The organism is Grimontia sp. SpTr1 (assembly GCF_947387585.1).
GTDB lineage: Bacteria > Pseudomonadota > Gammaproteobacteria > Enterobacterales > Vibrionaceae > Enterovibrio > Enterovibrio indicus.
Map to the genome: position 1 here is coordinate 404,335 of NZ_CANDOD010000003.1, position 14,342 is coordinate 418,676.

Below are 14,342 nucleotides of genomic sequence, written 5' to 3' on the forward strand. Positions count from 1 at the left end.
GCCTATTAATCAATTTAGGGGACGTTAATGGCTAACAAATATCAGTTCTTCACCATTCCAAATTCAAACAGACAAAAGTTTACCTATTTGGATATGGCTTCAAATACCTTCCTGGAAGAAAAGGATGCTCTGCTGGCACAGGGATATGAAGTAGAAGATGACTCGATATATGCAGATTCAGCACAGGAAGCGGTAGAGAAGTACAAATCTAATTACATCTATGCGCTAGAGGAATACAACACGTCAAGCAACCCGTTCTATAGCTTGATTCTTATATACAAATGGCTTAAAGGTCTGTTTGTAAAAGCGAAATAAGAACGAAAGGAAGTAAAGCAGCATAAGGAGGCGTTTCGCCTCCTTTTCTGATCATGGCGTACCGATGACGAATTCACGCTCGATGATATTAGTGGCTTTGCCCATTGTCCCTGATTTGGCATCAAACGGAGAGCGAATGGTATTGCCGGAAATATCTTCTAATTCGGGACTGACGATAAGTTTATAGTTCCCACTATGCCACGCCGTTTCCGGGGTCAGTGTCCAGGTGCGATCTTCGCTGACCAACTTTCCTCGAAGGGTTTCTCCATCAGGACCTTTCAATCGAATGAGTCGCTGAGCTGCGTATCTGTCGATGATTCTATCGAATGTCACCACAAGTGGTTGCAACCCGTTTGCTGGCGGTGTGGTCAATTCCCAATCGGCGGGTACGATGGCTTGTCGCTCAGGCGCGATTACATCAAACTCAATGATCTGGTCTTCCCCGATCGTTTTTCCTGCCGCGTTTTTCATAGACCCAGAGACAACAAGTCGATATTGGTTACCTTCTACCAATGGAGCACCAGCATGGACGTTTGGTCCTACCGACTGTTTAACCCGGCCTGGGTCAAACAAAAGCGTGACTCTGCGTTGTTCGCTATCCCAAAGCTCGGTGTAGAGGTTGAGAAACGGCTTGACCACTTTGCTGCCGTCTTCGCGTTCAAGCCGAATATGACTTTGGACTTGTCCCCGAGCCATTGGCTCCGAAAAATAAAGGTAGAAGCGAAGGGTGTTGGCAGGAATAGCAGATTGAGAGGGGGTGTAGCTAAGCAAAGCTGCTTGAGCAGTGCTTAATGCCGAAGAGAAAAGGAGCACGACAAAAACTATTTGTCGTGCTGCCAGACTTAAAAACATCATCGTTAGTATTTAACAGGTGGCTGTGATTTGTAACCGAATGGATCGGGACCATCAGCCCAGTTCATTTCAACGACGTGGTCAGCGCGGTCAAAGAAGAACGGCAATGGCAGAGTATGCAAATCAATACGGCCAACGTCTTCAGGGTGACGACGGATAGTCGCAGCCCACTGATCGTTGATCAAATCAAGATGCAGTGTTCCACTCATTGGCAGTGGGAACTGATAAACACCAGCAACCTGGAAAACAGGATTCACACCTTCACCTGCTGGCATTGCTTCTGCTGTCGCAATAGCATTCAACGGGATTTGGGCTGCACTGCGGTTGGTGTTCGTTACAACAACGTAGTCATTTTGGTCCATACCGCTAGTGAAAGAGACTATGTCGATAGGGGTGTTGCCATAGCCCATTTCACCAATCATGGTTCCACGTACTTGCGCGCCGTCTTTCAACTCATCGAGAGGGATCCTAACGATAGGCGTACAGGCGTAAATAGCGATCAGCGTTGGCTTGCCATCCAGCTCACGGATGGTTTGCGTGATAATCGGTGCGCGGGTCTCATACTGAGCATGAACTGCGTGCCAGATTTCAATTGAAGTCGTGTTGACTTCACCCTTGAATGGGAAAGGGATGCGACGTAGTTTCGAAGAAAACACTTCATTGGAAACACCAGCCACAAAGATTTCACCGTTGTAGAAATCAATGTCTGTGATCGCCAGTGAATTCAGTGGCTGACCAAACTCTAACGTTTCGTCGGTAGGAACAGGGCCAACACTGATAGAGGTGTGTTTGGCGGATTTCAAATTCACTTTCTTCAATTCACCGTTAGAGACTTTCAAAACGGAAGCCTTTGGTTTTGGGCCATGGCCTTGGTGAACAGAAAGGTAGATTTCGCCTGTAGGCTTGTGAACAGCCATATCATTGATGCTGATGTCCTCAGCAGATGCACCGAGAAGATCAGCGATCTTTTGATCAATGTTTTCAATAACGGTTCTGCCTTCGAAGGTTTGAGCGCGGCCCCATTGGTAGCTGCTTTGATCGCCAAATGACTTTTCTGGCAGGTCAAAAGCATGCACAACGCCGGCTTTGCTATCACCAACAAACAGAACATTGTTGGTATCGAAAGCCAATGCACCCGCTGATTGAATGATCTTATCTTTTGCCAGTGCAGGTTGAGAGAGACTAAGTGCCAATCCCCCGACCAAAGCAAAAGTTTTGATTTTGTTATTAAGCATTGAAAATCCCTTTTTATATATGAGAGCAAGGTGTATTAGCTTAACCGAAAGTAAAGAAATGCTTTCTTCTCGAAAACGGGACTGGAAGCATTTAATTTCAACAAGATCAGTTAACTAGCCATATGCAATACTGTTTATTATTTGGCTTTTAATAACCATGCATATGACAAAATAACCCTAGCCAACAACTTGGGGCCTTGCCAAAAGGAGTGATGCTGTGGAGTTGGGGTGAAGCCATCAGAAAATGAGGAAAGCCCCCAATGTGGGGGCTCTTTGATGGTTATTAAAGTTCTTAGATCAAGCTGGCTTGTCAGGTGAAGAAGGAAGCTGTCCCGACGCCATATGAAGGTGCACATCCTGTTGTGGGAATGGGATAGAAATGCCTTCTTTGTCGAAACGTATTTTCACTTCTCTTGTCACATCCCAGTAAACATCCCAGTAGTCGTCAGTTTTCACCCAAGGGCGAACGATAAAATCAACGGATGAGCTGTTCAGTACATGTAATTTGATCATCGGTTCAGGTGCACGCAGGATGGCAGGGTGGCTGCTGATAATGTCAGTCAGTACCTTCTCAACATATTCCACGTCATCACTGTAGCTAACTCCGAAAACCATATCGACACGTCGAACCCGTTCATGGGTAACGTTTTTAATCACATCGCCCCAGATCTTGCTGTTCGGCACGATGATGATCTGGTTATCGAAGGTTTTGATGGTGGTGTTCACCAAGCTCATATGACTCACCTTACCTTCTACGCCGCCTGCCTGAACAAAATCCCCCACATCAAACGGACGGTAAATCAAAAGCATCATCCCTGCTGCAAAGTTAGAGAGTGTATCTTGCAGAGCGAAACCGACGATAACACCAGCGATACCGAAACCCGTGAGAATAGGCGTGAGGTTCAGACCAATCTGGGAGAGGGCGATCAGAATACCGATAAACCAAACCGCTTTACCGGACATAGAGATGAAAAAGTCCTGCATCAACACCGAGAACTTGAGGTTCTTCGCGGCCACCGCTTTCTTCACGACCTTACGCGTTAGGTTGGCGATTTGTCGGGCAATTAGCAGAATGATCAAAAAGACGATGAGCTGGAAGATATGTTGTGGCGCATTTTCAACAAACCAATTCCAGAACTTGCTTGACCAGGTTTTCACGATCGAAAGCAGTACGTCACCACTCAGCAAATCCTGCGTCACACTGCCAGTCGCTTCAAAGTAAAGGCGTTTGTATTCGGCCGTTTCAATACCGACTTTATCGGAAAGATCAACCATCACCGAAAGGCTATTGGTTGTGATGGCCATGCGGCGCTGGGTAATGAGCTGCCTGAGCTGAATGACGGCTTTTTCAGATTCTGGTGCGACTTTCAATTGGGCGTCATCTGCGCTTAATTGTTGACGAAGGTATTCAACGTTCGCAGCAACTTGCTCGGTTCGGCGGCTAATTTCTTTTTTAAAGGCTTCTTCTGCTGTTGGGTCGATGGCATTGAGTTTTTTCAGCCAGTCGATGTTCTGCGCTTGCTCCTCGTACATGCTGTCGAGGTATTTACGGGATTCTTCGTATTCCGACAGAATGGCGAATTTGTCTTCGCTTTTGGCCTCGCTTAATTGCTCGGAAAGCTTGGATGAGCGTTCTACGAGATATTTCACCCCTTGGTTTGCGTACTTCTGCTGCTGTTTGATTTGTTTGATAAGAAATGCGCGGTCGAAGCTGTCGTTTTTCACACCACTGGCAATGATTGAACGGAGCTCCTCGTTCTTCTGAAACATTTGAAGTTGCAGTGCCAGTTTGTCTTCGCCACTGGCTTTAGATTGCAGGGCAACGAGATCACCGAGCTCTTTATTCAGATTGTCTATCTGAGATTGCCATTGACTGGCAGCGCTGGGTGTTGCCGCTGCGGGTGGCGAGGTCTCAGCGTTAGCAAAACTGACAAATGAAAACGAAAAAAGAAGGAGTAAAAAAGGCAGACTCAATGCGTTACGCCAACGGGGGATCATGAACGTCTCTCCAGCATAATAAATATTGATTAGGTAGTATGGCACTTAGCATTCATGCAAACACTGTATGTCGATCTCACATTTGAAGATTTCCCCAAATATCCGAGAACCTTATGAAAAAACTAGGCTTTCTCTGTCATCGCTTTGTCTGAATACAGAAAAATCTAATGACGAATTACTCGACTATCCGGCATCTGAGTCGCTGGATATGAGAAGAGATAGAGCAGTTATTTAAAGATTCAGGCTTAGATGAAACACGTTGAATATACAGTACTAATTTTACCTAACTTTACACTGGGCTGATTGTTTAGTGTTCAGCTAGAGCTCAAGATATACCCAAATTCAATGAGGATATGGAGAGTGGTAAAATGAGTACGTCGTCTTTGTCTAAGCCGACCAGAATGTTTCACTGGGGTGTTGCGATATTGTTCATCGCGGTTCTGGCGTTTGGTTTGTATGTTGAAGACTTACCAAGAGGCCCAGAGAAGGGTGAGATGATTGGCCTGCATAAATCTTTTGGTTTTCTCGTTTTACTGCTGGCTTCTGCACGTATTGTTTGGCGCTTTAAAGAAGGCCCAATTCCAGTCATCCCGGGCTCACCAAGTTGGCAAGAAAAAGCAGCCAAAGCGGTTCATCATATCTTGCTACTTGCGACACTCTTGATGCCAATTTCAGGTATTGCTATGTCAGTAGGTGGTGGTTTTGGTTTGTCTGTATTTGGTATACCTCTGATCCCAACAGGCGACAAAATCGAATGGCTTGGTCAGGTTGGCCATGTTACCCATGAAGTGCTGGCGAACATTGTGATTGCCACGCTGGTGCTGCATATCGCTGGTGCGCTCAAACACCACATCATCGATAAGGATGAGACTTTGAAACGTATGTTGGGTAAATCCTAACTCTTCTCCGCGCTAGTCATGTGGATGGCTGGCGCGGAATGTTTCTGCTGATATTCGAGACACATCTTCACTTTTTCTTTTTCTGGTCTTGTTAAGCTACCAATTGAGTATGCACAGTTCGCAGTCGTGCTTTTTCAAACCATTGGAAGGGAAAACGATGCGAAGAATCATCTTCAACCAAAAGGGTGGTGTTGGTAAATCCAGTATAACGGTTAACCTTGCGGCGCTGAGTGCAGCAAGCGGCAAGAAAACACTGCTCATTGACCTCGATATTCAAGGAAACAGCAGCCATTATCTGGGTGTGGATATCAACGCCAAGAACGACAGAACGATCGCTGATCTTCTCGATCAAACCGTTTCTTGGTTTTCTGTTTCGACTCCCATCAAAAACTTCCCCCAAGCAACGGCTTACGAAAACCTCGATATCATTCCTTCAAGTCCGAGGCTGGCTACCTTAGAGCCTGAGCTCGAGCGACGCTACAAGATATACAAGCTACGTGATGCATTAGATGAGCTGGAGAAAGAATATGAGCGCATTTACATCGACACACCGCCTAATCTTAATTTCTACAGCAAAGCGGGACTGATTGCGGCACACAAGCTGCTGATCCCATTTGATTGCGACAGCTTCTCTCACCAGGCTCTTTTGACCCTGATGGATAACCTTGCCGAACTTCGTGATGACCACAACCGCAAACTGATGCTTGAAGGGGTAGTGGTCAACATGTTCAACGCGCAGGCGAAGTTCCCAGGGCAAATCATTGAGAACGTGAGAGAGTTGGGTTTGCCTTTGTTGGAGCCATTTATTCCGCAGTCAGTGAAAATGAAAGAGTCGCATTACCACCAAAAGCCGCTTGTTCATTTTGCGCCCAAACATAAACTCTCTGAGAGTTTTCAGGCGTTGTACGATCAATTAGAAAGCTCAGTAGAAGAACCAGTGCGTGACAAAACAGCGTAACCTTTGACAAAGTTACATAAAGGCGTAACATTTAATGGTGTTACCTATTTATGTAACTTGGAGGTTGCATGAACATCAGTACTGCCGGCGTCATTACCGGAGATTTGGTCGGTTCAACAGAAATGGAAGAAGCACTGCGTCGCCAATGCATTGATGCGATAGAGCAGTGCTTTTCTGCTTTTAGGGAATCAGCGAAAGGTGAGATCTACCGTGGAGACGCTTTTCAAATCTACACCGTTGAACCTGCTTCGCTGGTGGAAATGGCGGTAAAGCTGAGACTATCCCTGATTGCTTTGGGGCAAGATGCCAGATTATCACTGTCGGTCGCCGCAGCCAGCGAGCGAGAGTTGCCAGTGCGAATGGCGAATAACTCTGAAGCTTTCACCTTGTCGGGAAGAAACCTGGATGCGATGAAAAACGCCAGACTGACGTTTTCTTCTGACAATCAGCCTTTTACGAGCGATGCAAAACTCGTCCTCTCTTTTCTCGATGATCATCTAAGCCAGTTGACAGTCAAAATGGCACAAGCACTGCTGCTTTGGTTCGATCAACCGTCGAAACCGCACGCTGAGCTCGCCGAAAAATTTGGTGTAAGCCGAAGCGCGTTCACAAGAATTATCAATCGTGCCAATTATGGACGCATTGAAGAAACACTCTGCTGGTATGCTGACAGGCTGGAAAGATATCAAAGGAATTGAGTGCTTTGCTGACCTTAATATTAGTGCTGGTGGTTATCCATATTGTCACAGAGTTTTACGTACTCCCGTTGTTGGAGGCTACGAGACAGGGAAAGATTTTGGTTGGCGCTGTTCAGGCGGCCTTAGCCTTTGTTGCGTTCACCATAGCGGGAATACCCGTTCTTACCGCCTTCATCGCTGCTTTTGCACTCGCAGCGCAATATGCGGTGATCAGCCATAGCATGTCGATACCTGCGGAAAGGCTCCGCGGGCTGGTGTTGAAACTCACGCTGCATGTTGTTCTCATTGCTTTGGTGACTGCTTTTGCTGTGACACCTGACCAGCGTCATGCTGCATGGGAAGCGGTTGTCTCTGCAAAATGGCAGACCTTGCTCTGCTGGGGGTTGGCTTATCTGCTTGCGCTCAAACCTTCTTCTTCAGCGATTGCTCTGGTTTTGCAGAACTGGACACAGGAATTAACCGCGAATGAAGATGCAGCAACCAATCGACCTTTAAAAGAAGCGGGGACGTTTATTGGCTACTTTGAACGAGCGCTGATTGTGACCTTTGTACTTTGGGGACAATTGCCTGGCGTGGCCTTAGTCTTGGCGGCTAAATCCGTTTTCAGATTTGGGGATTTGAAAGATCATGGCAGCAGAATGTTCACGGAATATGTGATGCTGGGAACCTTTGCCAGCGCCATGTTCGGCATAGGCTGCGGTTTGCTGGGAGACTATCTTGGCAAGCTGTAACAGCGAAATAGTAGAAAGAAGGCACCACACGGTGCCTTCATCGTTTTTTCTAGTGCGCCAGTCTTTCTAGCTGACGCTGTTTCCAGATTGATGCGCCAATCCCAATCGCCAATGAGCTCACTATCACGCCCAAAGAGACAGGCGTTGCGATCGCAAATGGCGTATCGATCAACAGCATCTTCACACCAATAAAGCACAGCATAAATGCCAGCGTATGGTGTAGGTACGCGAACTTGTTCAGCATGCCGCCCAGCACAAAGTATAGAGAGCGCAGGCCAAGCAGCGCAAACACGTTGGCCGCCAATACCAGGTACGGTTCTTGGGTTACGGCGAAGATCGCAGGGATTGAATCCAGAGCGAACATCACGTCAGTCATCGCAATGACCATCACCACCACCAGCATTGGAGTCGCCAGCAAGCCTAGGGAGTCACGGATAAACAACTTATTGCCATGGTAATCCGGGCTCACGCGCAGGAAGCGCTTAACCAAACGCACGGCAAAGCTGTCAGAGAACGACTCGTTATCTTCACCATGCTGACGCCACATTTGTACGCCAGTCCAGATCAGGAAGAAACCGAACAGGTACAGAATGACATGGAACTTGGCAATCAACGGCGCACCCAGCGAGATCATGATGCCACGCAACACCAACGCACCGACGATACCCAACATCAGAATACGGGGTACGTTTCTTTCCGGCACCTTAAATTGAGCAAAAATCAGGGCGAAGACAAACAGGTTGTCGACACTGAGAGATTTTTCCAACAAATAGCCGGTGACAAAGGACGTTGCTGCTTCGCCGTTTGTCAGAGCACTATTCGGCGCCATGTGTGGCCAGAAGAAAAATATCGCAGCTGCAAAGGCAAATGCCAGTGCAAACCAGAAAACACTCCAAACTGCTGCACTACGGAAACTGATCTTTCCGCGGGTCAGCAATAAGTCTATCCCTAACATCAGGAGTGTCAGAATGAGCAGGCCTTCATAACCTGAAAAGAGTTCGCTTAGGAACATGATACCTCCAGCATGCGGAGGGCACAGGAGAGGGGGATCGCCTGACCAACCGCACAGCTAAAATCGAAAGTTAAAGCCAGTGTGTGCGTTGGTCTTGTCAAAACACTTTCGATAAGTGTTCTCGCGTGCCGGAAGCGAAAAGCTACGGGATGACGACAGCGCGACGAAGTGACTACTCCCCAAAACGCCGCAATAGTAGTGCTTTTCAGGGAAATAAAAAACAAATATTTTCGGGAACTTTCTTTGCCTGTTTAGTAGTCATAACAGTTTGCAGTGACCAAAAAATAAAAAGGAAGAAAAATGAAAAGACGCACTTTCATACAAGGGATTGGAATTGCAGCCATTACCTTTCCTGCGTGGGCCTCTGACAAAAAAACACCAAGCCAACAGGAAGGACCTTTTTACCCAGTGAAAGAAATCCCTGTGAGAAAATCCCTGATTCTGGATGCAAATTCATTAGTAGGCGAAGTAATGAATTTGCAGGGCAAAGTCTTTGACAGTAACGGCAAAGCATTAGCTGGTATAAAAGTGGAGATCTGGCAATGCGATGGTGTGGGGCTCTATGACCATCCGCGACAGGCTGATACTGAAAAGTTCGATCCTGCTTTTGGCGGTTACGGTGCTGCAATCACGGATACAACCGGTAACTACGAATTTGAAACCTTGTATCCCGTTCCTTACACAGGCAGACCGCCGCATATCCACGTCAAACTATGGGATGGAAGCAAAGAACTCCTGACAACGCAGCTTTACTTGCAGGGACAAACTGGCGGTGGTTGGTTTAGCAAAGAAAGAGAAAGGCTGCAGATTGCTCCACAGCCTATAGAGAACGGCACTTTCGCCCAATTTTCGTTCGTGGTTTAGATACTAAATTTGGCGATGGCGGCAGACAGCTGCTGGTTGGATGCTGCCAGTTGCTGCACGTTCGACAGTGTCGCTTCGCCGCTATGATTGAGCTTCTCTACCATGTCTCTGATGGTAGCGATGCTTTGACTGATTTCGCTTGAAGACTGGCTTTGCGACTTCGTGATGTCCGTAATCGTGCTGTTAAGCGTATTGATCTCGTCTACCGAGGCAGCCATGACGTCGAGATTGGTATCAACAACATCCGCCTTTTCAACAGCAACCATACAACTCTTCTTGGTGTTCTCGATGGCGCGAACAGCGCGTTCCGTGCCGTCATTAAGCTTGGAAAGCATCTCATTAATTTCCGAGGTGCTTTCTTGTGTTCGACTCGCCAGGGCGCGAACCTCATCAGCAACTACCGCAAACCCTCGGCCTTGCTCTCCAGCACGTGCTGCCTCAATCGCCGCATTCAAAGCAAGCAGATTGGTTTGCTCCGCAATATCACCAATCACACCCAACACAGAGGCTATCTTCTCAGAATTCGCGCTCATCGCCTGAATGTCCGCTTCCATATCAGAGATCTCCTGAAGCAGTGAATTCACGCTGCTCACCGACTCTTTAACCTGATGTTTGGAGTCAAAGGTTTGCTGATTAGTCCGTTGCGTACAGCTCAATGCTTCTGAAGCGCTTTCTGCGACAGAGTCTACGGTGGAATTCATATTTTCGATGCGGCCAACGACCTGCTCAGTCACTTCACTGTGATGAGTGAGGGTGTGATGATTGCTCTCGGTCTGGCTTTTCACCTGATCCACTTCACTGGAAATGTTCATTGTCGCCTGAGAGATGCCGCCGACTATATCGCGAAGGTTCTGGGACACCTCATTGATACCGCGTGCAATCACACTGATTTCATCTTTGGTCGTTACTTGAACATGGGCGGTTAAGTCACCTTGTGCAAGCTTCTTCATCGCGCGCATGATAGGAGAGAGTGGTTTGAGCAATTTGTTCACCAAGAACACCACTAACGCAGAAACCAAGATCACTTGCAATGCGGAGAAGATCAGAGAGTCGGTTCGAGCGGAATTCACGGTCTGGAAAGCGAAGGCTTTATCAACCGCGACCGCGACATACCAAGGCGTACCCTCAACTTTTTGGATGTTGAACAGATAAGGGGTATTGCCAATGCTCATCTCACTCACTTCGAAAGATTGGGCGATAACTGGCAGGGTTTCCGCGCTGATTTGTTGTGTCAGCTCACTCGCGGGCTGCAAGGTCATGCCGTCATCCACACTGGCAAGAATAGTCGCGTTGTTATCAAACAAAATTGCTTGAGTGCTCTCGCTGCTGATGCTCTTAATGTAATTAATCAACTGCGTAATGTTGATATCACCGGCGATAACGCCTTGTTCACCGTTGCTTCGCGTGTACTTTTCAGCAATGGTGACGACAGGTTGCCCGCTTGCAGAGTCTTTATATGGCTTGGTGATAATGGGGCCTTCAGCACTGGAGGCTTGTATGTACCAAGGGCGCTGTCTTGGGTCATATCCTGCTTTCGATGGTTTTGCGTTGTAGCGAATCATCTCTCCGCCAGACGTGCCAACATAAACAGACTGAAAACTTCCGGATGCTCTGGCTTGGTCGAGATAAGCATAAATAGGCCGGCCATTTGCACTCAGGTCACTTCGTTGTGCACTCTGAATAATACTGATTCGGGGTTGAATCCAGTTCTGAATACCCTTCGCTGTAGCGATATTCACTGAGTCGATATATTGCGCAACTGAGTTTTGGGTATAGGTCATTAGCTGCTGATCTTGGCGTGTGAACTGCACGGCGGCAACAACAATAATGATGAAGGCAATTGCGAGGGAGAGCTTGCTCTTGATAGAACGTGGCATAGCGCTGTCTCTTTTTTGTGATAAGTGTTAATCATAGTTAACAATTAGCTTAGGACAGGCCTGGAGAACATACCTAAAAGGAATCTCAATTAGTTGATGAGAAATGAATTGGGCTTTGGTTTTCGGATAAGGCGATTTAAAAAGTTGTTTAAGGCCAGCACGCTATTGGCGGGTAAAAGTGACAACAACCAACCCTTTGTGTATGTTCAACAACTGGTTAAATATCAGACTATATGGACATAGAATCAGTTGGCTATTCCCTCAATAAAAATCAGCGTGCTTTCTCTATCCTTCCTGCTGTTTGGCTGTGATTCCCCGCCAGACAGCGTGCCATTGTCCCAGAAAAATCACTGTGAAGGTCAATCATCGATTGAGCGCCAGTCACTCTCATCCTACTTAACACCATATAAAGATGAACTCAGCGCCAAAACGGGCGTTTATGTGCTGGAGCAGGGTGCGGAAGCCATGATGTCACGGGCTTGGCTGACTGAAAGTGCAGAGAAATCCATTGATATCCAATACTTCATTTTCTCCGTGGACAACATCGGGCTGATTGCCAGCGATATGCTGGTAAAGGCGGCTGAACGAGGTGTGAAAGTCCGTGTTCTTGTTGATGACATCATGATTGAAGCCCGTGGTGATGAACTGTTGATGCTAGCGGGGCATGAAAACATCGAGATTAAGATATACAACCCCAACGTGAATATCGGGAAAAACCTCGCTGAAAAAGTGAAGGTACTGCTGACTGATTTTCATGGTTTAAACCAAAGAATGCACAACAAAATCTTTGTGGTAGATAACCAGGTGGCAATTACGGGTGGGCGCAATATCGCAGACGAATACTTTGGGTTCGACCATGCCTATAACTTCAGGGACAGAGATGTGTTCTTAGCAGGAAAAGAAGTGAAGACGCTGACAACCTCTTTTGAAGAGTATTGGAATAACGATTTAAGCGTGAGTGTTGAAAAGCTTTTCCCTGAAGATACCTTCCCAGAAAATCCTGACTTCTCTCGCTTGCACGCCTATGCATGTAATCCAGAAAACTTTAACCCTGAAATTCGCGCTGAAATCGAGAAAGTGCCTGAGACATTTCGTTATCTGGAAGAGCAAGGTAAGTTCAGGTTCATTGAAAATGTTGAGTACATCTACGATAAGCCCGGTAAGAATGACAAGAGTGAATTCCTGGGTGGAGGCAGTATCACGCAAGATAAGCTGGTCGAACTTGCCGACAGTGCAAAAGAAAGCATTTTGATTCAAACCCCGTATCTGGTGACAACAGCACGCGACAGGGTGTTTTTAAAAGAGCTTGTTGATCGCGGTGTATCGATAAAAATCCTCACCAATAGCCTGGCTTCAAATGACAACCTTGAAGCGTTCAGTGGTTATCAAAGAGACCGCAAAGCACTGCTTGATACCGGCGTTGAGATTTACGAATTTAAACCTGATGCCAAAGTCAGACAGCGGGTGATGACAGAGCATATGGTTAAGCGGTTACCTTCCCAACCCATCTTTGGACTTCATGCAAAGACCATGACTATCGATAATCATACGACTGTCATTGGCACCTACAACCTTGACCCAAGAAGCGCAAATCTGAATACCGAGAGTATTACCATCATAAGTTCTGCGCCAATCACAGAGAATGTTCGCCGAACGATGGAAGTAGAGTTAGAACCTGAGAATGCTTGGAGGATTACCGAAGAATTCAACCCGGACGATACGGTGTCGACATCTAAACAATTAAAGGTAAAGCTGCGCAGAATTGTGCCTAAAGACATCCTTTAATGTTGTTTCTACATGGGATCAAATTCAACACCTAAAGCACCTCAGTTCATGAGGTGCTTTTTATCGGGCTAGCCAATAAGATGAACGAAAATTTCAGCTCGCAACTGGCTTCGCTTCTGCTTTTTAAGAACAGCTCATAGCGATAAACTGCCATATCTACTTATCAGTGTTTATGGTAGAGCTGATTTATTTTCTCCATTAGCCAGAAGTTCTCTCCGCGCATCTTTAGGTAAAATGCTGAACTGTTTCTTGAAGGCGGCACTGAAATGACTGACGTTACTGTAGCCAAGGGTAACGGCCGTTTCGGTGACGTTTGATTGCCTTAATAGTTCGAGCGCTTTCTTCATCCGCTCTTGTTGGAAGCATGCATAAATACTTGTATTAAATAAGATTTTAAAGCCACGTTTTAACTTGCATTGGTTCAGGCCAACTAAGCTGGCTATTTCTGCAATCGTAGGGGGCTCGCTTAAATCTCTCAACAAATAACGCTTGGCTGCTTCTAACTGATGCTTTTCCCTATTATTGAAACTGCAATGGCAAACTGGGTCATTACAGGCTTCGAGACTCCAATGAATGTAGCTAAGTACCGCCGCGTGAAGTAGTAACTTTCTTTGGGGGGACTCATTCATTAGTGTGGCAATATTCAGGGCGGCCGAAACTATTTTGGGATTTTTTCCAACAGCTTTAACGAAGAAAGAAGTATCACTCCACCAGCTATCCTGGAGTAGCTGTTCACCCGCAATTTCCTGAAGGAGTTTAGGAGTAATCATAACAGCTAGATTACAAAACTCGGTTGGCCGTGGCATATGAAACTCTTCGCCATCAGAAAAACCTATGGTGACCTCACCTTCCCGCAGATGAATGTTGATGTTACGGACTCGGGCCTTAAACTCTCCCTGTAGTAGGCAATTTAAGTGAACGTATTCGCTGTCCCCAGGGAAAGTGCAAGGTGTTGAAGGTGCGTCTGAGCGCGAAATACATACAGCGAGGCCTGACATTACCTCGACGAAATTAACTGATTCTTCTTCCTCTTGATGATGTTTTTCTGTCACATCCCTCTCTTTCAAGAGATGACTAACCGAACTCATTTGCCTTTTCCTTTGTGTAGTTGACCTAGC

At 46.6% G+C, this 14,342-nt stretch carries 13 protein-coding genes; 7 read left to right on the forward strand and 6 right to left on the reverse strand.

Features of this window, described 5'->3' with window-relative positions; genetic code table 11:
- The first annotated feature begins 27 nt into the window (after positions 1-27).
- A complete protein-coding gene (locus QL223_RS08460) occupies positions 28-315 on the forward strand; it encodes a hypothetical protein (RefSeq protein ID WP_281544464.1) in 288 nt (95 codons plus the stop codon).
- A 51-nt stretch (positions 316-366) separates the two neighbouring features.
- Here QL223_RS08460 and QL223_RS08465 read toward each other — a convergent pair whose 3' ends face one another.
- The 3 genes from QL223_RS08465 to QL223_RS08475 all read right to left on the reverse strand — a co-directional run bounded on the left by QL223_RS08465 (position 367) and on the right by QL223_RS08475 (position 4,400).
- The gene (locus QL223_RS08465) at positions 367-1,170 is read right to left on the reverse strand and encodes a hypothetical protein (protein ID WP_281544465.1); all 804 of its coding nucleotides are present in this window, start codon (positions 1,168-1,170) and stop codon (positions 367-369) included.
- Positions 1,171-1,172: 2 nt separating this feature from the next.
- A complete protein-coding gene (locus tag QL223_RS08470) occupies positions 1,173-2,402 on the reverse strand; it encodes a hypothetical protein (RefSeq protein WP_281544466.1) in 1,230 nt (409 codons plus the stop codon).
- A gap of 297 nt (positions 2,403-2,699) precedes the next feature.
- Positions 2,700-4,400 (reverse strand): mechanosensitive ion channel domain-containing protein, encoded by a 1,701-nt coding sequence (locus tag QL223_RS08475; protein ID WP_281544467.1) that lies wholly within the window; start codon positions 4,398-4,400, stop codon positions 2,700-2,702.
- A 368-nt stretch (positions 4,401-4,768) separates the two neighbouring features.
- Between QL223_RS08475 and QL223_RS08480 the strand changes: the two genes are divergently transcribed.
- From QL223_RS08480 to QL223_RS08495, 4 genes are all read left to right on the forward strand, one after another.
- The gene (locus QL223_RS08480; protein WP_281544468.1) at positions 4,769-5,299 is read left to right on the forward strand and encodes a cytochrome b; all 531 of its coding nucleotides are present in this window, start codon (positions 4,769-4,771) and stop codon (positions 5,297-5,299) included.
- A 157-nt stretch (positions 5,300-5,456) separates the two neighbouring features.
- On the forward strand, positions 5,457-6,257 hold the full coding sequence (locus tag QL223_RS08485; RefSeq protein WP_002540295.1) for a ParA family protein: 801 nt from the start codon (positions 5,457-5,459) through the stop codon (positions 6,255-6,257).
- 68 nt (positions 6,258-6,325) lie between these two features.
- Entirely contained in the window at positions 6,326-6,955 is a 630-nt protein-coding gene (locus QL223_RS08490) for a hypothetical protein (RefSeq protein WP_002540296.1), read from the forward strand.
- Between the two features lie 5 nt (positions 6,956-6,960).
- The gene (locus QL223_RS08495) at positions 6,961-7,686 is read left to right on the forward strand and encodes a DUF3307 domain-containing protein (protein WP_281544469.1); all 726 of its coding nucleotides are present in this window, start codon (positions 6,961-6,963) and stop codon (positions 7,684-7,686) included.
- A gap of 49 nt (positions 7,687-7,735) precedes the next feature.
- Here QL223_RS08495 and QL223_RS08500 read toward each other — a convergent pair whose 3' ends face one another.
- On the reverse strand, positions 7,736-8,698 hold the full coding sequence (locus tag QL223_RS08500; protein ID WP_046306190.1) for a TerC/Alx family metal homeostasis membrane protein: 963 nt from the start codon (positions 8,696-8,698) through the stop codon (positions 7,736-7,738).
- Positions 8,699-8,998: 300 nt separating this feature from the next.
- Here QL223_RS08500 and QL223_RS08505 point away from each other — a divergent pair, with 300 nt between their 5' ends.
- Entirely contained in the window at positions 8,999-9,562 is a 564-nt protein-coding gene (locus tag QL223_RS08505; protein WP_281544470.1) for a protocatechuate 3,4-dioxygenase, read from the forward strand.
- Here QL223_RS08505 and QL223_RS08510 read toward each other — a convergent pair.
- A complete protein-coding gene (locus tag QL223_RS08510) occupies positions 9,559-11,439 on the reverse strand; it encodes a methyl-accepting chemotaxis protein (RefSeq protein ID WP_002540300.1) in 1,881 nt (626 codons plus the stop codon). The two genes, QL223_RS08505 and QL223_RS08510, sit on opposite strands and share 4 nt — an antisense overlap.
- Positions 11,440-11,688: 249 nt before the next feature.
- Here QL223_RS08510 and QL223_RS08515 point away from each other — a divergent pair, with 249 nt between their 5' ends.
- Complete coding sequence (locus tag QL223_RS08515) at positions 11,689-13,224, forward strand: phospholipase D family protein (RefSeq protein WP_281544471.1); 1,536 nt, start codon at positions 11,689-11,691, stop codon at positions 13,222-13,224.
- 170 nt (positions 13,225-13,394) lie between these two features.
- On the opposite strand, the gene QL223_RS08520 is transcribed toward QL223_RS08515, so the two are convergent.
- Positions 13,395-14,312, reverse strand: coding sequence for an AraC family transcriptional regulator (locus tag QL223_RS08520; RefSeq protein WP_062709286.1), 918 nt, complete (start codon positions 14,310-14,312; stop codon positions 13,395-13,397).
- Between the last annotated feature and the right edge of the window lie 30 nt (positions 14,313-14,342).

Coding starts and splice junctions, on each gene's coding strand:
- QL223_RS08460 (WP_281544464.1), top strand. CDS start 28: ATGGCTAACAAATATCAGTTCTTCACCATTCCAAATTCAAACAGACAA.
- QL223_RS08465 (WP_281544465.1), bottom strand. CDS start 1,170: ATGATGTTTTTAAGTCTGGCAGCACGACAAATAGTTTTTGTCGTGCTC.
- QL223_RS08470 (WP_281544466.1), bottom strand. CDS start 2,402: ATGCTTAATAACAAAATCAAAACTTTTGCTTTGGTCGGGGGATTGGCA.
- QL223_RS08475 (WP_281544467.1), bottom strand. CDS start 4,400: ATGATCCCCCGTTGGCGTAACGCATTGAGTCTGCCTTTTTTACTCCTT.
- QL223_RS08480 (WP_281544468.1), top strand. CDS start 4,769: ATGAGTACGTCGTCTTTGTCTAAGCCGACCAGAATGTTTCACTGGGGT.
- QL223_RS08485 (WP_002540295.1), top strand. CDS start 5,457: ATGCGAAGAATCATCTTCAACCAAAAGGGTGGTGTTGGTAAATCCAGT.
- QL223_RS08490 (WP_002540296.1), top strand. CDS start 6,326: ATGAACATCAGTACTGCCGGCGTCATTACCGGAGATTTGGTCGGTTCA.
- QL223_RS08500 (WP_046306190.1), bottom strand. CDS start 8,698: ATGTTCCTAAGCGAACTCTTTTCAGGTTATGAAGGCCTGCTCATTCTG.
- QL223_RS08505 (WP_281544470.1), top strand. CDS start 8,999: ATGAAAAGACGCACTTTCATACAAGGGATTGGAATTGCAGCCATTACC.
- QL223_RS08510 (WP_002540300.1), bottom strand. CDS start 11,439: ATGCCACGTTCTATCAAGAGCAAGCTCTCCCTCGCAATTGCCTTCATC.
- QL223_RS08520 (WP_062709286.1), bottom strand. CDS start 14,312: ATGAGTTCGGTTAGTCATCTCTTGAAAGAGAGGGATGTGACAGAAAAA.